This window comes from Verrucomicrobium sp. GAS474 (genome assembly GCF_900105685.1).
Lineage (GTDB): Bacteria > Verrucomicrobiota > Verrucomicrobiia > Methylacidiphilales > GAS474 > GAS474.
This window is the reverse complement of record NZ_LT629781.1, coordinates 579861-598243: the sequence shown is the minus strand read 5'-3', so window position 1 is coordinate 598243 and position 18383 is coordinate 579861. Positions and strand designations below refer to the sequence as shown.

15 protein-coding genes are annotated in these 18383 nt (G+C 66.8%); 4 read left to right on the top strand and 11 right to left on the bottom strand.

The features are described 5' to 3' along the window. Window positions 1-111: 111 nt before the first annotated feature. Window positions 112-1503: a hypothetical protein gene (locus tag BLU04_RS02495; RefSeq protein ID WP_093281792.1), complete on the bottom strand. Its 1392-nt coding sequence runs from the start codon at window positions 1501-1503 to the stop codon at window positions 112-114. A 97-nt stretch (window positions 1504-1600) separates the two neighbouring features. On the opposite strand from BLU04_RS02495, the gene BLU04_RS02490 reads away from it, so the two are divergent. Further along, window positions 1601-2575 carry a LacI family DNA-binding transcriptional regulator gene (locus BLU04_RS02490; RefSeq protein ID WP_093281789.1) on the top strand — a complete coding sequence of 325 codons (975 nt, stop codon included), beginning with the start codon at window positions 1601-1603 and terminating at the stop codon, window positions 2573-2575. A gap of 13 nt (window positions 2576-2588) precedes the next feature. On the opposite strand, the gene BLU04_RS02485 is transcribed toward BLU04_RS02490, so the two are convergent. Continuing rightward, the gene (locus tag BLU04_RS02485) at window positions 2589-6644 is read right to left on the bottom strand and encodes an AAA family ATPase (RefSeq protein ID WP_093281786.1); all 4056 of its coding nucleotides are present in this window, start codon (window positions 6642-6644) and stop codon (window positions 2589-2591) included. A gap of 292 nt (window positions 6645-6936) precedes the next feature. Between BLU04_RS02485 and BLU04_RS02480 the strand changes: the two genes are divergently transcribed. Continuing rightward, a complete protein-coding gene (locus tag BLU04_RS02480) occupies window positions 6937-8100 on the top strand; it encodes an acyltransferase (RefSeq protein ID WP_093281784.1) in 1164 nt (387 codons plus the stop codon). Window positions 8101-8117: 17 nt separating this feature from the next. On the opposite strand, the gene BLU04_RS02475 is transcribed toward BLU04_RS02480, so the two are convergent. Both BLU04_RS02475 and BLU04_RS02470 read right to left on the bottom strand, forming a co-directional pair. After that, window positions 8118-8732, bottom strand: a complete 615-nt coding sequence (locus tag BLU04_RS02475) for an XRE family transcriptional regulator (RefSeq protein ID WP_162274617.1) — start codon at window positions 8730-8732, stop codon at window positions 8118-8120. An 83-nt stretch (window positions 8733-8815) separates the two neighbouring features. After that, window positions 8816-10012 (bottom strand): M20 family metallopeptidase, encoded by a 1197-nt coding sequence (locus tag BLU04_RS02470; RefSeq protein WP_093281778.1) that lies wholly within the window; start codon window positions 10010-10012, stop codon window positions 8816-8818. 101 nt (window positions 10013-10113) lie between these two features. Here BLU04_RS02470 and BLU04_RS02465 point away from each other — a divergent pair, with 101 nt between their 5' ends. Next, on the top strand, window positions 10114-10905 hold the full coding sequence (locus BLU04_RS02465; RefSeq protein ID WP_093281776.1) for a GNAT family protein: 792 nt from the start codon (window positions 10114-10116) through the stop codon (window positions 10903-10905). Between the two features lie 610 nt (window positions 10906-11515). On the opposite strand, the gene BLU04_RS02460 is transcribed toward BLU04_RS02465, so the two are convergent. From BLU04_RS02460 to BLU04_RS16220, 5 genes are all read right to left on the bottom strand, one after another. Then, window positions 11516-11938, bottom strand: coding sequence for a SufE family protein (locus BLU04_RS02460; RefSeq protein ID WP_093281773.1), 423 nt, complete (start codon window positions 11936-11938; stop codon window positions 11516-11518). A 29-nt stretch (window positions 11939-11967) separates the two neighbouring features. Continuing rightward, window positions 11968-12276, bottom strand: a complete 309-nt coding sequence (locus BLU04_RS02455; protein ID WP_093281771.1) for a hypothetical protein — start codon at window positions 12274-12276, stop codon at window positions 11968-11970. Window positions 12277-12360: 84 nt separating this feature from the next. Beyond that, the gene (locus BLU04_RS02450; protein ID WP_197673009.1) at window positions 12361-12813 is read right to left on the bottom strand and encodes a hypothetical protein; all 453 of its coding nucleotides are present in this window, start codon (window positions 12811-12813) and stop codon (window positions 12361-12363) included. Window positions 12814-12834: 21 nt separating this feature from the next. After that, on the bottom strand, window positions 12835-13929 hold the full coding sequence (hpnH, locus tag BLU04_RS02445) for an adenosyl-hopene transferase HpnH (protein ID WP_093281768.1): 1095 nt from the start codon (window positions 13927-13929) through the stop codon (window positions 12835-12837). Between the two features lie 496 nt (window positions 13930-14425). Continuing rightward, complete coding sequence (locus tag BLU04_RS16220) at window positions 14426-14860, bottom strand: hypothetical protein (RefSeq protein WP_157895040.1); 435 nt, start codon at window positions 14858-14860, stop codon at window positions 14426-14428. A 240-nt stretch (window positions 14861-15100) separates the two neighbouring features. On the opposite strand from BLU04_RS16220, the gene BLU04_RS17145 reads away from it, so the two are divergent. Continuing rightward, on the top strand, window positions 15101-16903 hold the full coding sequence (locus BLU04_RS17145) for a DEAD/DEAH box helicase (RefSeq protein ID WP_093281765.1): 1803 nt from the start codon (window positions 15101-15103) through the stop codon (window positions 16901-16903). A 58-nt stretch (window positions 16904-16961) separates the two neighbouring features. Here the strand turns inward: BLU04_RS17145 and BLU04_RS02435 are convergent, their stop codons facing one another. Together BLU04_RS02435 and BLU04_RS02430 are read right to left on the bottom strand one after the other, a co-directional pair. Next, window positions 16962-17288: a nicotinamide mononucleotide transporter gene (locus tag BLU04_RS02435; RefSeq protein WP_093281763.1), complete on the bottom strand. Its 327-nt coding sequence runs from the start codon at window positions 17286-17288 to the stop codon at window positions 16962-16964. Between the two features lie 83 nt (window positions 17289-17371). After that, complete coding sequence (locus tag BLU04_RS02430; RefSeq protein WP_093281760.1) at window positions 17372-18355, bottom strand: hypothetical protein; 984 nt, start codon at window positions 18353-18355, stop codon at window positions 17372-17374. Between the last annotated feature and the right edge of the window lie 28 nt (window positions 18356-18383).

The window sequence follows — 18383 nt, the reverse complement described above, 5'->3', positions numbered from 1 at the left end:
CCCCGACGCGGGCGGCGAGGAGAAGTTGATTCTAGCTATATAATGGCCCGTACGCACGACATCCCGGCCTGCCGAGAAATCGGCAGCCGGGATGCGGTGGGAAAGACCGGCCTAGGAGTAATGGAACTGCGCCGTCGCGGTGCAATCCGCCTCGGGAACGATCCGCACCCAATGGGCGGAGAACCCCTCGGGGAACGCGTGGAAGACGTAGCCCTCGGCGTTCGTTTCCAGCGCGGCGTAGGTGTGGTAGCTGCCGTCGCCGCGGAAATCGACCTCGACGCGGAAGGCCTTCTTCCCGCCGCCCTCGACGGTGAGGTGGAGGCACTTCTTGTCGAAGCCGGTCATCAGGTAGCAGTCGGACGGTTTCCCCGCCGTGACGGCGTCCTTCCACCACGGGCCGCCCCAGCCGGCCGGCTTGCCCTGGTTCCAGAGGTCCTCGGTCCGGCCCATCCAGATGCCCGACTGGGGCTCGGCGCAGAGGACGTTGCCGCCGCCGTCGGCGCTGGCGTTGTCCATGCCGATCACCAGCATCCCCTTCCAGCTGCAGAAGTCGCCGTGGACCGAGAGGTGGGTCGAGATCGGGCGGACGCCCCAGATGCGGTTGCCGTAGGCCCAGGGGGAGAGTTCGTAGAACATGCCGTGGTGGTCGAGGAGGAGCCGCTCGTGCTCGATGGAGCGGATGCGGGGCCACTCGGTCTGCCACTTGTGGTCCCAGCAATGGGAGGCCTTCGGGAGGCGGTAGGTGGTCCAGAGGCCGTCGGCGGCGGTGTAGACCTTGAGGATCGCCGAGGCGCGGTCCCAGCCGTTGGCGAAGATCGTGTTGCCGAAGTGGCCGAGGCCGCCGAGGCCGATGAAGGGCTTGTGCTCGAGGACGGTCCACTTCTTCCCGTCGAACTCGGCGAGGTTCCCCTCGGTCCGCTTGCCGAGGAAGTCCCCTTCCTCGTAGTCGTTGTTCACCACGACGAGGCGGCCGCAGCCGGTGTAGCAATCCTTGAAGTGGCAGCTCCCCTCGCCCGGGGTGCCGAATTCCTTCGTGAGGTCGAAGAGGTGGCGGACGGCGAGGGTGTGGACGTTCAGCTCGAAGAGCTCCCCCTCCATGCCGAGCATGTAGACGAGGTTGTCGGGGTCGGAGAGGTGGGTGGCGGTACCGCAGAGGCGGATGTTGTCGAGCTCGTGGACGGTGCGGACGCGGTGTTCGGTGTCGATCACGTGGGGCCCGATGATCAGCTGGCTGGAGGGGGCGTGGACGTAGCGGTTGGCGTAGGTGCCGTCGACGGCGGCGGGATGGAGGGACATGGAGAAGTCCCCGTCGATCACCCGCAGGCCGGTGCCGGTGCCGCTGTCCTTGCGGTGGGAGGAGTAGTTCAGGACGTAGAGCTTCCCGTTCCACGGCATGAGGCAGCCGACGCCGATTTCCGACCGGGGCGGGCCGAAATCGGCGATTTGGGCAAAGGAGGGGACGACGCCGCTGACCGACTTCGGGAAGGAGGAGGGAGTGCTCATGGTTTGGAGGGGTTGAAGGATGGGGCAGCGTGGTCTTTTTGCCGGGTCGGGGCAATCGGGGATTGATGTTCACAGTTACATGGCCCATTCTGCGGCCATGCCCCCTTCGACGCCGAGGCCGACGCTGCGGGACGTCGCGCGGATCGCCGGGGTCAGCCACGTCACCGTCTCCCGCGTGGTGCGCGGTTCCCGGGCCGTCGTCCCGGAGACGGCCCGGCGGGTCCGCGCGGCGATCGCGAAGCTCGGCTACCAGCCCGATCCGGTCCTCTCCTCCCTAGCCGCCTACCGCTCCGCCCGCCACCCGGCGCGGCGGACGGGGAGCGTCCTCGCCTTCCTCGACCGGGACGGCACCCCCTACAGCCGGATCGTCCAGCGGGGCGTCGAGGGCGAGGCGGCCCGCCTCGGCTACCGGGTGGAGCGGTTCCCGTTGTTCTCCTCGCCGGGCGAGGCGGCGCAGCGGCGGCTCAGCCGCCTGCTCTACCAGCGCGGCGTGTGCGGCCTCCTCTTCGGCCCCTCGGACGGGGCGTGGACCCTCGCGGGGTGGGAGTGGGAACGCTTCGCGGCGGTCTCCCTCGGCGCGCTCCAGCACCTGCCCGCGATGGACACGGTGGCGATGGATTACTTCCAGGGGGCCTTCGACGGGGCCGAGGCGCTGTGGCAGGCGGGCTGCCGCCGGATCGGCCTCGTGCTGGAGAGCCATCTGGAGACCCGCTCCGGCCACCGCTGGATCGGCGGGTACAAGGGATGGCTCGTGGCGCGCGGCCTCCCCTTCCTCCACGCCGATTGGGGGAAGGACGGGACGAAGCTGAAGGCGTGGGCGCGGCGGCACCGGATCGACGGCGTGCTGACGATCGATTCGGCGGTCTGGAACGCGCTGAGGCCGCAGGAGGTGCGGATGGTTTTCCTGAACGGCTTCGATTGCCCGGCCGGGGTCCCCCACCTCGCCCTCGATCCCGAGGCGATCGGCATCGAAGGGGTCCGCCGCCTCCATCCGCTCCTGCTGCGGCAGGAATTCGGCCTCCCGGAGCAGCCGAAAATGACGGCGCTTCAGGCGTTTTTGAAGGAGGGCTGAAGATCCCTTCCGGTCAGTTCGAGAGGGCCACGTCGTCTCCGGCGTTGTCGCCGAGACCGGTGGTCGCCGTCTCGCCCTCGCTCCGTTCGCCGGTCGGAATGCGGCTGGAGGCGGGGACGGATTCGGCGGCGGAGGCCTCGGCCTTCGCCTCGACGGCGGCGGCCTTGTCGGGGGACATCTCGCCGTCGGGGGTCAGCTTCACCGACATGAGGCGGGAGACGCCGCGCTCCTGCATGGTGACGCCGAAGATCGCGTCGGCGACGCCGATGGTCCGCTTGTTGTGGGTGATGACGACGAACTGGGAGTGCTCGGTGAAGCGCTGCACCATCTTGATGAACCGGTTGATGTTCGATTCGTCGAGCGGCGCATCCATTTCGTCGAGGACGCAGAAGGGGCTCGGCTTCACCATGTAGATGGAGAAGAGGAGCGCCACGGCGGTCATCGTCTTTTCTCCGCCGGAGAGGAGGGTGATGCTCTGCGGCTGCTTGCCGGGGGGCTTCGCGACGATCTCGATGCCGCATTCGAGCGGGTCGTTCTCGTCGACGAGCTTGAGCTCGGCCTTGCCGCCGCCGAAGAGCTCGGTGAAGATCTGCTGGAAGTTGATCTTCACCTGCTCGAAGGTCGTCTCGAAGAGCTTCTGGGTGGTCTGGTTGATCTCGTTGATCGCGAGGAGGAGCTGTTCCTTGCCGTTCTTGAGGTCGGCTTCCTGCGTCTCGAGGAAGGTGAGGCGCTGCTGCAGTTCCTCGAACTCGGCGATCGCCTCGATGTTGACGGGGCCCATGCCCTCGATCTTCTCGCGCTTCTCGGCGACCTGCGCCTCGACGACGCTCCAGTCGGCGACCGAGGCCTGCTCCTCGTCGGTGAGGGGGGGCTGTTCCGCGAGGGCGAGCTGGTAGGTCTGGGTGACCCGCTCGACGAGGTGTTCCAGGCCGATGCGGCGCTCGGTGAGCTTGATCTCGCTGGCGGTCTGGTCGTTCTGGATCTCGCCGAGCTTGCGGCGCTCGATGCGGAGGGCCTCCTCGCGCTCGGTGATTTTTTCCTGCTGGGCGGCCTTGGCGGAGAGGATTTCCTGGAGGGCGGCGCTCTTCTCGGAGAAGACGGCGGCGACGAATTCCTTCTCCTCGCGGGCGAGGCCGATCTCGCTCTCGGCCTGGGCGATGCGGGAGGCGTAGTCGTCGGCCTCGCGGCTCCGGGTCGCGGTCAGCTCGCGGAGTTCGGCGAGGCGGTGGCGGACGCCGTCGCGCTGCTGGAGGGCGGCCTGGTGCTGCTGGACGAGCCCGGCGACGCCGATCTGGCTGGTGACGAGGACCTGCTGGGCGGCCGATTCCTCGGCCTCCAGGGCGGTGACTTCCTCGCCGAGAGCGGCGACGTCGTCCTCGACCTGGCGGATCTGGGCCTCGCCCTCGGCGACGGCGGCCTCGATGCCCTGGCGGCGGGCCTCGTCGCCCCCGATCTGCTCGACGATGCGGGCGGCCTCCTGGCCGGCGCGCTCACGGGCGGCCTCGAGGTCGAGGACGGTGCGGCCGAGGGTTTCCTGGGTGTGACGGCGGGTCGCCATCGCGATCTCGGCATCGCGGACGCCCTGCTGGGCCTCGGAGACGTGGCGCTGGGCTTCGGCAACGTGGCTCTGCGCCTCGGCGACATGGCCCTGGGCCTCGGCGACGTGGCTCTGCGCCTCGACGACGCCGGTGCGGGCGGCCTCGACGACCTCCTGCGCCTCGCGGATGCCCTGCTGGGCGGCGACGACGGCGGCCTGGGCCTCCTCGACGGAGGCGCGGGCGTGGTCGACGGCGGCGGCGGCCTCGCCGACGCGGGCGGCGCCCTGCTCGGCGGCGGCGAGGGCGGCCTGGGCCTCTTCCTCGAAGGCGGCGCGTTCGGTGCGGCGGGTGAAGACGGCGAGGGCCGCTTCCTCCCCGCCCGCCTTGCCCGCGCGGACGAGGCCGGAGCGGGTCAGGAGGGTGCCGTCACGGGTGGCGACGAGGGCCTGCGGGAGGCGGGCCTTCAGGTCCCACGCGGCGGCGAGGGAATCGACGATGTGGGCCTCGGAGAGGAGCGACTCGACGAGCGGGGCGACGAGCGGGTTCGTGACCCGGAGAGCGCGGAGGGCCGACGTCTCCTCGCCCGCGCCGACGTGGCCGCTGCGGGGGAGGGAGACGGGGGCGAGGACGACCTGGCCCTTGCCGGTTTCGCGCGCCTTGGCGAGGAGTTCCTCGGCCCCGGCGCGGTCATCGACGACGAGGGCGTTGACGGCCTCGCCGAGGAGGAGGGTGACGGCCTCGGCGTTCTCGGGGGAGACGTCGAGGTGATCGACGAGGGTCCCCTCGATGCGGGACTGGATCTCGCCCTTCACCTTGCAGGCGAGGAGGTGCTGGGTGGCGGGGGGCGAACCGGCGTGGGAGGCCTCGAGCTGCTTCAGCGCCTCGACCTTCGCGGCGATCCGCTCGTGGGCGGAGAGGAGGTCGCGGTGCTCGCGCTCGACGGCGCGGAGGGCTTCCTCGGCGGCGCGGACGTCGTGGCGGCGGGCGGCGACGGCCTCTTCCCGTCCGGCGACGACCTGCTGGGCCTCGGCGATTCCGGCGCGGCGTTCCTCGACGGCCTGCTGGGCGGCGACGACCCCCTCGCGGCAGGCGGCGACGGCGGCCTCGCGCTCGGCGACGAGGGATTGGCGCTCCGCGACGACCGACTGGCGCTCGGCGACGGCAGCCTGGGCGGCGGCGAGGACCGCTCCGGCCTCGGCGATCTCGGACTCCTGGGCGACGCGGCGCTCCTCGGCCTCGTTGCGGCGGAGGGCGAGGCCGTCCTGCTCCGCGCGGAGGGACTCGATGCGGAGGAGGAGGTTGCGGTGCTGGGCCTCGAGGGCGATGAGCTGGTTGCGCTGGCCGACGAGGGCGCTCTGGAGGCGGCCGAGGTCGTGGCGGCGGGTGTCGCGCTCGTTCTCCTTGTCGGCGACGCGGTCGGCGACGGCGCGGACGGCCTCTTCCTTCTCGCGGTGCTGGGCCTCGGCGGCGGAGCGGATCTCGGCGGCCGACGAAATCTGGGTCTCGAGGGCGGCGAGCTGCTCCTCCTGGATGCGGATCTTCTCGGCGGTCCCGGCGAGCTCGATCCGGGCGTTCTCGCGGAGGAGGGAGAATTCCTCGACGCGGGCGGCGTTCGTGTTCTCGCGCTGGACGGCCCGTTCCCCGGACATGCGGGCCTCGTTCAGCGCCTCGCGGACCTGGACGGCCTCTCCCTCGATCCCCTCGAGTTCCTCGCGGAAGCGGCCTAGGGCGGCGTCCTCCTCCTCGACGGCGGCGACGAGGGTGCGGTGGGCGTCGCGGGTCGAGTCGGCGCGCTCGGCGAGGAAGGTGATATCCTCGACGAGGCGGGCGTATTCGCGGCGGGCGTACTTGAGCTCGAGGTCGCGGAGCTCGGCGAAGAGCTCCTGGTAACGGCGGGCCTTGGCGGCCTGGCGCTGGAGGGAGCCGATCTGGCGGCGGACCTCGCCGACGACGTCGTCGAGGCGGATCAGGTTCGCCTCGGTCTGCTCCAGCTTCCGCATCGCCTCCTTCTTCTGGCTCTTGAAGCGGGTGATCCCGGCGGCTTCCTCGAAGACGGCGCGGCGGTCCTCGGGACGGGCGGAGAGGATCTGGTCGATCTTGCCCTGCTCCATGATGGAGTAGGCGGTCCGGCCGACGCCGGTGTCCATGAAGAGCTGGTGGATGTCGCGGAGGCGGCAGAGGCTCTTGTTGATCTCGTATTCGCTCGATCCGTCGCGGAAGAGGCGGCGGGTGATGGTGACCTCGTTGTATTCGGTCCCGAGTTCCTTCTCGCAGTCGCCGAAGGTGAGGGAGACCTCGGCCATGCCGAGGGGCTTCCGCTTCTCGGAGCCGTTGAAGATGACGTCGGACATCTGGCCGCCGCGGAGGGCCTTGGCCGACTGCTCGCCGAGGACCCAGCGGATCGAGTCGAGGACGTTGCTCTTGCCGCACCCGTTCGGCCCGACGATGGCGGTGACCCCGGGGTGGAACTGAACCACCGTTTTATCCGCGAACGATTTAAACCCCACCACGTTCAGTGCCTTGAGATACATAACGAGGGGGAACCTACCTAGGTACCGGCGACCCCTTCAAGGCAAAATACGCTATTAGTAGGGGCATAAGAGAGAAAAAGCCCTATGCATGGTGTAATTTGTTTGTCGTACGGATTAGTTCTTTCATGTTAATTTTATGGGTATTGTACTGGTACGGAGGGAGATTCTTTCGTGAAGGGGAAATGTACGGGGGGATGTACAGTTCGGGGTCGGGGCGGCGGATTGACACCGCCTGCGCTCATTTCTATGGTGACCCCGGTTTTTGGCGAGAGGCCCTCGCCGCCCGTCCTTCATGACCTATCAACCCCGGCTCGATTCCTGGCGGACGATCGCCGTCCTGGCCGTGATGGGGCAACATTGGGGCGAGACGATCGTCTGCGGCTGGATCGGCGTCCTCCTCTTCTTCGTCCTCTCCGGCTTCCTCATCACCTCGCTCCTCCGGCAGCGGAAGCGGAAGGGGATCGACCGCTCGATGGGCTCCTTCGTCGGCGGGTTCCTCGGGCGGCGCGTCCTCCGGCTCTTCCCGCCCTACTTCCTCCTGGTCGCGATTTTCGCCGCCTGCTGGCTCCTCTTCCGCCGTCCGCCGGAGTTCCGCGCCCAGTGGCCCTACCTGTTGAGCTTCACCTCGAATTTCTGGCACATCGGCCTCGAGAGCGGATCGATGTGGTTCGGCCATCTGTGGAGCCTCGCCGTCGAATGGCAGATCTACATCGCCTGGACGGCGCTGGTCTGGTGGCTGCCCGAGGAGGCGTTCCCCTGGATCGGGGGATTGCTCCTCCTCCTCGTCCCGCTCTTCCGGATCGGGGCGGCGTTCCTCTTCGCCCGGCAGGGGCGGGACATGGCGTTCGTCACGCTCTGGCTCTACCACCAGCCGGTGAATTACCTCGACGCCTTCGCGATGGGATCGCTGCTGACCTGGCCCAAGGTGCTGCACTTCTTCCAGCGCCGCGCCGTCTTCCTCGCCCTCGGCATTCTCGCGGCCTTGGGCGGCCTCCTCGTGATCGCGTTGAATTGGCGCGACTCGGCGGGGCCGCTGCACGTCGGCGCGCTGCTGAAGGCCTCGGGCCTCGGCTATCCGGTCCACATGGGGCGGCACGGGGAATTCCTCTGGGGCTACTCCCTCCTCGCGGCGCTCGGGGCGTGCGCCCTGGCGCAGACGATGGGCGGGGCTCCGTGGACCCGCTTCACCGATTGGCGGATGCTCCAATACGGCGGGAAAATCTCCTACGGGGTCTACGTCTACCATCTTCCCCTCGGCGTCCTGATCCTCGGCGCGCTCCACCGGCTGGTGCCGCTGGGGACGCCGGGCTACGCGCTGTTCGGCCTCCTCTTCCTCGCCGTCGACATCGCGGTCGTCTTCACGATTGCCGCCTATTCCTATTCCCTCTACGAGATCCGGTTCCACAAGGCGAAGAGCCCCGTGTCGAGTCCCGTCGCGGTTTCGGCGGCGGGTTAGAGCCTGTCTCGCGACGGTCAGGGATTGCTGATCAGGCTCAGGAACTCGATCGGCGGGCCGTAGACGGCGGAGGGGCCGTGCTCGATCGTCCCGTCGAAGAAGAGGGAATCGCCGGGGCCGAGGTGGTAGATCTGCTCCCCGTGGCGGTAGTCCATCTTTCCCTTCAGCATGAAGAGGAACTCGTGGCCCGGATGGCGGAAGCTGTTCTTCGCGGGATCGATCACCTTCTCGTCGATCCGCATGAGATAGGGCTCGAAGTCTTTCTGGAAGGGAAGGCCGAAGGCGAGCGACTCGTAGCTGTGGCCGATCTTCGAGCCGCGCCCGGCGATCGATTTCCGCTCCGCCCGCCGCACCAGCGCGGCGCGGGGCTGGGCGGGATGGGCGCTCTGGAAGAAGCTGCCGGGCTCGACGGAAAGGGCGGCGGCGATCCGCGTGAGGGTGGAGACCGGGGAGGATACCTTGCCGTTCTCGATCTTCGAGAGCTGGCCTTTCGTCAGCTTCACCTCGATGGCGAGCTGGTCGAGGGTGATGTCCCGTTCGAGGCGCAGGGCGCGGATGCGGCGGCCAATCTGGAGCTCAATGGGGTCCGTTTCCGTGACAGGGAGAGCGGGAACCTTGGGCAGTTTGGTCATACGGGTGCGCATGAAATACACTCAAACACGGCATCGGGCAATACCGTTGCGGCCCAAGCGGTTGCAATTTTTACCCGGCTGGACTAAAGGAGATCGGTCAAATACCTGAGAAGGGCGGCCGCCCCGGCGTCGAGATCACGGAGGGCGATGTATTCGTCCCGGGTGTGGGCCTGGGCGATCGTCCCCGGGCCGAAGGCGACGGCGGGGAGGCCCGCGCCGTCGAAGATCGCGGCGTCGCAGAACCACGGGACGCCGCCCGGGGGCTTCGGCTTCCCGCCGGTGACCGCCGCCGAGGCTTGCCGCAGCGCCGTGATCAGGGGCTGGGCCGGATCGGTGGCGAGGCCGGGGCAGCCGCGCAGTTTCTCGACCCGGACGCCGGGGGCGGCGGCCTTCACGATCCGCTTCGCGAGGGCGAGGACGGCCGGGTGGGAGAGGGCCGGGGTGGTCCGGCAATCGACCTCGACGACGCACGCGTCGGGGACGATGTTGACCTTGGAGCCGCCCCGGATCGTCCCGATGTTCAGCGTCGGGAGGCCGAGGAGGGGGTGGCGGTATTTCTCCGCGCGGAGGGCCGGGATCAGCTGCTTGCGGATGGCGACGAGGGCCGGGGCCATGAGGTCGATGGCGTTGCGGCCCCGCTCCGGCGTCGAGGCGTGGCAGGCCTTCCCCGCCGCCGTGAGGGTGAGCCAGAGGGCCCCCTTGTGGGCGGTGACGACGCGGAGGCCGGTCGGCTCCCCGACGATGACGAGGTCGGGCCGTTCCGCCGCCGGGATCGGATGGGCGACGAGGGCCTTCGCCCCCTCGTTCCCCGCTTCCTCGCCCATGAGGCCGACGAAGAGGATCTCGACATCGCCGTTCTTCCCGCCCGCCTTCCACCACGCCGCGATGGCGTGGAGCATCGCGGCCATCGGCCCCTTCGTGTCGCTCGCGCCCCGGCCGTAGAGGCGGGGCTGGCGGCCCTTGGAAATCACCGGATCGAAGGGGGCGACGGTCATCCCGGCGACGCTGACGGTGTCGGTATGGGGGGCGAACCAGATGCGGTGGCGGGGCCGTTGGCCCGGCTTCAACCCCTTCGGACGCCAGCGGGCGACGAGGTTCGGGCGGTCGGGGAGGACCGGCATCAGCGCCGCCTCGGCCCCGTGGCGCTCCGTCCAGCCGAGGAGGAACTCGGCCATCTTCTGCTCGTTGACGTGGGGGGTGCCGGGATCGCCCGTCGGATTCACGCTCGGGATCGCCACCATGTCCCGGAGCAGCGCGTGGAGAGGGGGAAGGGAGGCCATGCCCCGCACCGTACCCCACGTCGCGGGACGATGTCCACGATTTTGGGTCGCTCACTTCGCCCTAGGGCCGCGTCCGATTTCATGATACATAAGGGGCGAACATGTCCTCCCCCCTGAACGACCTGGGCCAGCCGATCGGCGTGCCGCTGCCCGGATGGAGACCCGCCGCCCTGCCGTGGCGGGAACCGCTGGAGGGGCGCTTCTGCCGCCTCGAAACCGTCCGGCCCTCCGACCATGCCGCCCCCCTCTTCGCCGCGAACGCGAAGGACCGCGAGGGACGGATGTGGACCTACCTTCCCTACGGCCCCTTCCCGACGCTCGAAGCGTACCGGGCCTGGATGGAGGCCGCCTGCCGCGGAGCCGATCCCCTCTTCTACGTCATCCTGGAGCGGCCGAAGGAAGCCGCCCAAAATGGAACGGCCCCCGCCGGCGCGGCGGAAGCCAAGCCGAAGGCCGGAGGCCTTCCCCTCGGCCTCGCCTCCTACATGCGGATCGCCCCCGAGGTCGGCGTCATCGAAGTCGGCCAGCTCGCCTTCTCCCCCGCCCTCCAGCAGACCCCCGCCGCCACCGAGGCGCTCTACCTCCTCATCGGCCACGTCTTCGCCCTCGGCTACCGCCGCTGCGAATGGAAGTGCGACGCGCTCAACGACCCCTCGCGCCGCGCCGCCCGCCGCCTCGGATTCTCCTACGAGGGGACCTTCCGCCAATCGGCCGTGGTGAAGGGCCGGAACCGGGACACCGCCTGGTTCTCGATCCTCGACACCGAGTGGCCCGTCCTCGAAGCCTCCTTCCGGCGGTGGCTGGCGCCCGAAAACTTCGAGGCCGACGGGACGCAGCGGGAAAGCCTCTCCCGCCTCACCGCCCCGCTCCTGCGGGGACCGCGGGCCGAGTAGGGGCTTGGGATTAATCGACTTCAGGGGGCGCGAGGGGGGCGGTGAGACCCCTTCGGGGCAGGGTAGAATCGCTGCGCTTGCCTGTACAGCTGGAGGCGATCCGCTTTAACGCCAAGGAGCGGGCTTGCCTCCCGGCCCGGCAAGCTAGTTTCCCCTTACGAGTAGTTGCGCTATCGCGCAGGCTGTCGCCCCTCCTTGAACCTCTCCCGTAAGAGGCGGTAGGGGGAACGGTTCCTTCCATCTAAAGGCAATGCTCCTTCGGAGAGTTGTACTCCGCTAGATCTAACGCGCTTGGGAGGAATCACGCGTCCGAGTGCTGGCGGAGCCGAAGCGGCCATTCTTCCAAGCGCTCCTCTCCCAATAGGAGTCTGGGCGTATTGATACCGTCTACCCCCGCAGTACGTACCCTCGGACGCCCCGGAACCATCCGATTTTAATCCAGTTAGAAGACGAGGCGCAGGGGGAAACGCGTCCGCCTAGTTCAGGCCCTCCGAACAGGAGGTCACGGAGGGGCGAAGCCCCTCTGTGGCTATAAAGCGGATTACCTCCACTGTACAGCGTTGATCCCGCAAGCCCCGAAGGGCCGCCTCCGCCCCGCGACCTCTTTTCCCTACACCCCATCCTTCGCCAGCTGCTCGACGGCGAAGGCCTTGATCCGGGAGCGGAGGCTCGAGAGGCCGCTCCGGCGGTTCGGCGTGAGGAGCTGCGGGACGCCCGCCTCGGCGAGGAAGTCGAGCTCCTGGGCGGCGATGTCGGCGGGGGTCTCGCCGCCGTAGAAGGTGCAGACCATCGCGGCGATCCCCTTCACGATCTGGGCGTCGGCATCCATGCGGAAGTGGCACCGCCCGTCGCGGTATTCCGGGAGGAGCCAGAGGCGGGACATGCAGCCGGGAAGGAGAAGATCGTCGCTCTTCTCGGCGTCGGGGAGGGCCGGGAAGCGGCGGCCCATGGAGAGGAGATAGGTCAGCCGCTCCTCGCCGTCGGGGAGGGACTGGAAGGCGTCGATCAGGGCATCGCGTTTTTCCTGGAGCATCGGTCGGGGTTCCTTGCTTCGCGTGCGGCTCAGGCCGCGCGGCGATCGTGCTCGGCCAGCATCCGGCGCGCCTCGCGGAGTTCCTCGTCGGTGGCGCGGTGGCGCGGGTGGTAGCGCTCCATGATGGCGACCAGTTCCTCCAGCACCTCGCGGGAGGGCGGCGTCTTGTGGTCCCAGAGATCGAGGCCCTGGTCCTTGCGGCCCGACTTGCCGACGGTGTGGGTGCGGCCCGTCTTCTCCCGGGTCGAGATCTCGAATTTCTTGCCGAAGTAGATGACGCGCACCTCGTACTTCGTCCCGTCGTCGCGCTTGGCGCTCCAGTTGAGGTCTCGACGCATGGGGTGAAGTGGCTTGGGTGGGCTAAAAAAAGAACCCCTTCGGACGCGCTTCGCGTCGGAAGGGGGATCTTCGGAAGGGATCGGCTAGACGATTCCCTGCTGGCGCATTTCCTCTTCGACGCGGCGCGATTCCTCGACCCGCTCGTTGTGCTTCTTCGCCTTCCAGGCGAGGTAGGACTTGCCGTCGGCGGGGTCCTTGCCGGTGAAGGTGATGCCGACGATGTCGACGTAGGGGAGGACGCGGGGCGTCTCCTCGCCCTTCACGAAGAGCTGCACCTGGGGGGGCTTGCTGTTCGGGGTGCGGTTGAAGAGGAAGCACTCCAGCGCCTCGCCGTTGCTCAGGCGGAGGGTGACGTCGCCCCGGTAATCGAAGGCGGCGTCGATCCCGTCGCGGCGGTCCTGGTCACCCGTGAAGGTGTACTCGGCGCCGTGGAGGCTCTGGTGGCCGGGGGCGGCGGGGGTGGAGAGGGCGGGAGACTCGGCGAGGTTCGCCTGCTTGGCGGCGTGCATCGCTCCGGTATCGACGGCGTTCGGCATGACTTCGTGCGTTGGGGAGGGTTAGTGGAGGGCGGGCTCGGCGACCTGCGCGGGGGCGGAGGGCGGCGCGGGGGGCGCGCTGTGGCCGGGGCTCCCCTTCTTCGCGAGGGAGATGCCGAAGGTCGCCTTGATCGTCCGGCCGAGGCCGGCGAGGGAACCGAAGGTGTCGTCGACCGAGGTCGGCTCGTATCCGCAGTGGACCATGCAGTCGGCGCACTTCTCGTTGCCGCTCTTGTGGCCGTAGTTCTCCCACTTCGTCGTCTCGATCAGCTCCTTGAAGGTGCTGACGTAGCCTTCCTGGAGGAGGTAGCAGGGACGCTGCCAGCCGAAGACGTTGTACGTCGGGTTGCCCCAGGGCGTGCACTCGTAATCGATGTTCCCCTGGAGGAACTCGAGGAAGAGGGGGGAGAGGTTGAAGCGCCAGCTCTTCTTCTTGTTCTCGAGGATCGAGCGGAAGAGGGCCTTCGTCTTGTCGCGGTGGAGGAAGTGCTCCTGGTCGGGGGCCTTCTGGTAGCTGTAGCCGGGGGAGAGCATCATCCCCTCGACGCCGAGCTTCATCATCTCGTCGAAGAAGGCGCGGACGCGCTCGGGGTTCGCCCCGTCGAAGAGGGTCGTGTTCGTCGTGACGCGGAAGCCGCGTTTCACCGCTTCCTTGATCCCCTCGAGGGCCGTCTCGTAGACGCCGTCGCGGCAGACCGCCTCGTCGTGGTCTTCCTTGCCGCCGTCCATGTGGACGGAGAAGGTCAGGTACTTCGAGGGGGTGAAGAGGTCGATCTTCTTCTTGAGCAGGATCGCGTTCGTGCAGAGATAGATGTACTTCTTGCGCTTCACGAGGCCGGCGACGATCTGGTCGATCTCGTTATGGATGAGGGGCTCGCCGCCGGGGATGGAGACCATCGGGGCGCCGCACTCGTCGGCCGCGGCCCAGCACTGCTCGGGCGTTAAACGCTTATCGAGAATGTGGGCAGGATACTGGATCTTGCCACAGCCCGCGCAGGCGAGGTTGCAACGGAAAAGGGGTTCGAGCATCATGACCAGCGGGTAACGCTTGTTGCCCTTGATCTTCTGGCCGAGGACGTAACTGGCGACCGTCCACGCTTGCGAAATAGGAACCATAGTGACCGATCAAAGTATAGACCCCCCAATTTTTGTCAATCCTTGCGGGGAAACGGTTTAATACTCACTCTACTAAAGAAAAATCGCATGGGGGAAACCGTAGTTTCCCCCATGCGAAATTTCTTGTTTCTTAATCCGTCATCAGACTTTCACCAACATCCGGAAAAATCGTGCCCGCTTAGGGTAGATTCTAGTGCCGGTATTCGGATCTGTCTTCCACGGCCGGAAAATCCACTTATATCCGGGCGGCGCTTCATCAGAATTACGTTCCATATAGAACTCCTGTGATGAACCTCGATTGACAGAACTTAGGTCAAAGAGTACCCTTCCGGTAGAGCAATGACCGCAGCTTCTTCATCGAAGTTCGGTTTCTTTCAAGTTGCCTCCCGGAGCGGGTGGGTTCATTCCGCTAAGTTTGCCCCACCCGTTCCGGTTCATTTGTCGCGCAGCGCCTAACCGACTCGGCTTTCTTCGGGGGCGCTTTCTTTTATTGGCTTCATAAAGTTGGTTTAGGCGCTGGAGGTAAAGCATCGAATTTAGCGCCGAATTTAGCGCCCGTTCCTTTGGTAACGGCACCTTGCTTCCAAAGGCGATTCGCAAGCGTATAGACGGTCGTCCTTTTGACCTCGTTAGGATTAATGCCGTACTGATACAGCTTTCCGAGAATGTCTTCGATCGTAAGCGGCTCTTGAACTCCATGATCGCGAATGACCATGGCTACTGTTTTGCTGAGGCTGGGAAATAAGGGAAGTCCAGCCGCACCCTCACGCCATGATCCCTTGCCCTCTCCATTGAGACGAGGAGAGAAAATTTCATTTGCTCCTTCAATTTTGGCTTTAAGAACAGAAATTTGTTCCTTTGTTAACTTAAGCTTTTCCTCGAGATGGCGGAGCTCTTCTTTCCACATAGGGCGGAGATCGAGTACGTCCATACTAAGTGTAAGAATCTCATAAGAGAACATGCAAGTCAAACTCTAACATACAAAGCCAATAAAACCGCCATGTGTGTTTTTACGCATAAACAGTAAATGATGGTGTTCTGTATGTTACGGGGTTATTCACAAAAAAACCGCACAGCCTAACACTTGCTGCGTACAGCTGTGAATGAGCGGCGATGTACGAAGCACGTTATTAAGTGTGGTGAAACGAACTCCGAGAGAGTATAAGACCCGATGCAGAAGAAACCTTTCTCCGAACTCGGCCTTTCCCCCGAAGTACTCAAGGCCGTGGCTCAGATGGGCTTTGAGGAGGCCTCCCACATCCAGTCGCAGGCCATTCCCCCCCTCCTTTCGGGCTCCGACGTCGTCGGCCAGTCCCAGACCGGTTCGGGCAAGACCGCCGCCTTCGCCATCCCGGCGATCGAGTGCGTCGACGTCACGCTCCGCGCCCCCCAGGTTCTCATCCTCTGCCCGACGCGCGAGCTCGCCGTCCAGGTCGCCGAAGAGGTCGCGAAGCTCTCCGCCTTCAAGAAGGGGGTCCGCGAACTCCCCATCTACGGCGGCCAGTCCTATGACCGCCAGCTGAAGGGCCTCCAGAATGGCGCCCAGATCATCATCGGCACTCCCGGCCGCGTCATGGACCACCTGGAGCGCGGCACGCTGAAGCTCGCCCAGATCAAGATGGTGATCCTCGACGAGGCCGACCGGATGCTCGACATGGGCTTCGTCGACGACATCCGGACGATCCTTTCCAAGGCCCCCGTCGAGCGGCAGACCGTCTTCTTCTCCGCCACCATGCCGAAGGTGATCCAGGGCCTCATCAAGACCTTCACGAAGAACCCCGTCCAGGTCGCCATCGAGGCCCAGGCCCGGACGATGCCCGCCATCGACCAGGTCTACTACGAGGTCGACCGCCGCGCGAAGGTCGACGTCCTCTGCCGCCTGATCGACCTCCACGACATCAAGCTCGGCATCATCTTCTGCGCGACGAAGATGATGGTCGACGACCTCACGGAGCACCTCATCGCCCGGGGCTACCAGGCCGACAAGATGCACGGCGACATGACCCAGGCGATGCGTGAGCGCGTCATCAACAAGTTCCGCCGGAAGAACCTCGAGTTCCTCATCGCCACCGACGTCGCCGCGCGCGGCATCGACGTCGACGACGTCGAGGTCGTCTTCAACTACGACCTCCCGAACGACGGCGAGGACTACATCCACCGCATCGGCCGCACGGGCCGCGCGGGGCGCAGCGGCAAGGCGATCACCTTTGTCGCCGGGCGCGAGATCTACAAGATGGAGAACATCATCCGCTTCACCCAGAGCAAGGTGCGGCGGGAGAAGGTGCCGTCCGAGGAGGAAGTCGAGGCGAAGCGCGCCAACGCCTTCTCCGACCTCATTCGCAAGACCCTCGACGAGGGGAAGTACGACAAGCAGGAAGCCCTCATCGGCCGCCTCCTCGACCAGGGCCACTCGGCGACCGACCTCGCCGCCGTCCTTCTCCACCTCCTCCAGAAGGACGAGGCGAAACCGGCCGCGACCCCCGCGCCCGCCGACAAGTTCTCCTCCCGCGACGACCGCCCCGCGCGGGGCGGCGACCGCTTCGACCGCGGCGACCGGCCCCAGCGGAGCTTCGACCGGCCCGCCCCCGCGTACGGCGACCGGGCGGAACGTCCCCGCTTCGACAAATTTGAAAAGCCCGCCCGTTCGGAGCGCGCCCCCCGCGGGGCGGCCTTCGACCGGCCCGAGCGCGAGGAGGGAGCCCACTCCCACGAGGCCGGGATGACCCGCCTCATCCTCGGCGCGGGGAAAGACCACGACATCCGCCCCGGCGACCTCCTCGGCGTCATCGTCGGCACCACGAAGCTCCCGAAGGAGACCGTCGGCGTCATCCGCCTCATGCCGAAGCAGTCGTTCGTCGACGTGGCCGAAGATCACGCCGACGCCATCGTCGACAAGCTGAGCGGGATCACGTTCAAGGGCCGGAAGCTCTGGATCAAGCGCGCGGTGCAGGGCAAGGGCGGGGCGGTCGAGTAGGTCGCTTTAGCTCCTAGAGCCGGGGGAGAGCGTTCGCGCTCTCTCGGGGAACGGAGGCTTACCGCGTCGCCTCTGCCGGAAGGGCGGGGGCTGGGGCGGGTTTCTGCGAGGGCTGGAGCGCCCGCTTTTCGGCGGCTTCGAGCAATTCCTTCAGGCGTTCGTCCCGTTTCCAGAGGAAATAGCCGACGACGTTCATCAGGATGTAGATCGATTGCTGCGCCAGGAGCGAGGCGTGGCCGCCCGCGAACGCCGAGGCGAACCATCCCGCGTCGGCGACCAGGAAGAAGAGGAAGCAGACCGCGCGATGGCGGATGCAGAGCCAGAACCCGACGAGGGAAAGGAGCGTGGCGCTCCATTCGATGAGGGTGACGGTGAAGGGGGACATGGGAAGCTCCGGGGAAAAGGGGAGGAGTACGCTACCCTGCCGCCCTTTCCTTGGCGAGGCCGATCTCGCCGCCCCGCGCCCCCTTACTTCCCCGCGTCCCCCTTCATGTACTTCACCGCTTCCTTCACTTCCTTGAGGAAGAGGGAGGTCACGGCCATTCCTTCCATCCCGCCGCCCGATTCGGCGACGGAGGAGGAGGCGACGAGGTCGTCTTCCCAGACGAGCGAGCCCGCCTTGCCGTCGACGGTGAAGGGCCAGAATTCGTAGAGGGTCGCGGAGACGTTGTAGGAGCCACTGACGTAGTAATCGACGTCGATCAACTGCCAGCTCCCCTCGCTCCCGGGGCTGGCGACGGAGGCGCCGAGGGTGAGGACGCCGTGCCGTTCGGCGGTCAGGAATTCCCAGTGGCGGAAGAGATTCGCGGCGGCTCCCTCGCCCTTGTTCCCGAAGAGGCCGGAGGCGCGGAAAACGGGGCTCATTTCCTGGCGGATCTTGGGGTTGTCGGTCAGCAGCGCCCGCAGCTCGTCGATGGGGGAGACGCTTTTCCCTCCCATCTCGTACGGCGGGGTGGCGAAGAGCTCGGCCTCGCGCGAGGCGAGGATGGCGCGCCAGCCCTGGGCGGGATCGGCGCTCTGGGCGAGCGCCTCGGCTTCCTTGCGGCTGAGGTTGAGGTCGCCCGATTCGGCGGCGGAGGTCGCCTTGCGGCTTTTGTCGGCGAGCCACTTCTGCGGGGAGCTGTCGGGGCTCAGGGTGAGGGAGGAATAGCCGCCCTGTCCGCCCGAGGCGAAGACGCCGAGGGAGGAATGGGGGACGGGGTTCCAGTTCTGGACATACTTGGCCGCCGCCTCGGGGGCGAAGGGAAGCCAATAGCAGGTCTGGACCGAGGCGCCCTTGGAGAATCCGAGGGCGGGCGAGGCGTGGCCGAGGACGGTGTCGGCACCGATCGAATTCGGCTGGAGCGAGGTGAAGACCGAGAATTTATCCAACGCCGCGAACGGATCGACCGCGGAGGCGAGGGGTGCGGAAAGGAGGAGCGTCAGTGCGAGGCGGAAGAAGGTCGGGTTCACGTGAGGGAAGAGTAGCGTACCTTTTGCG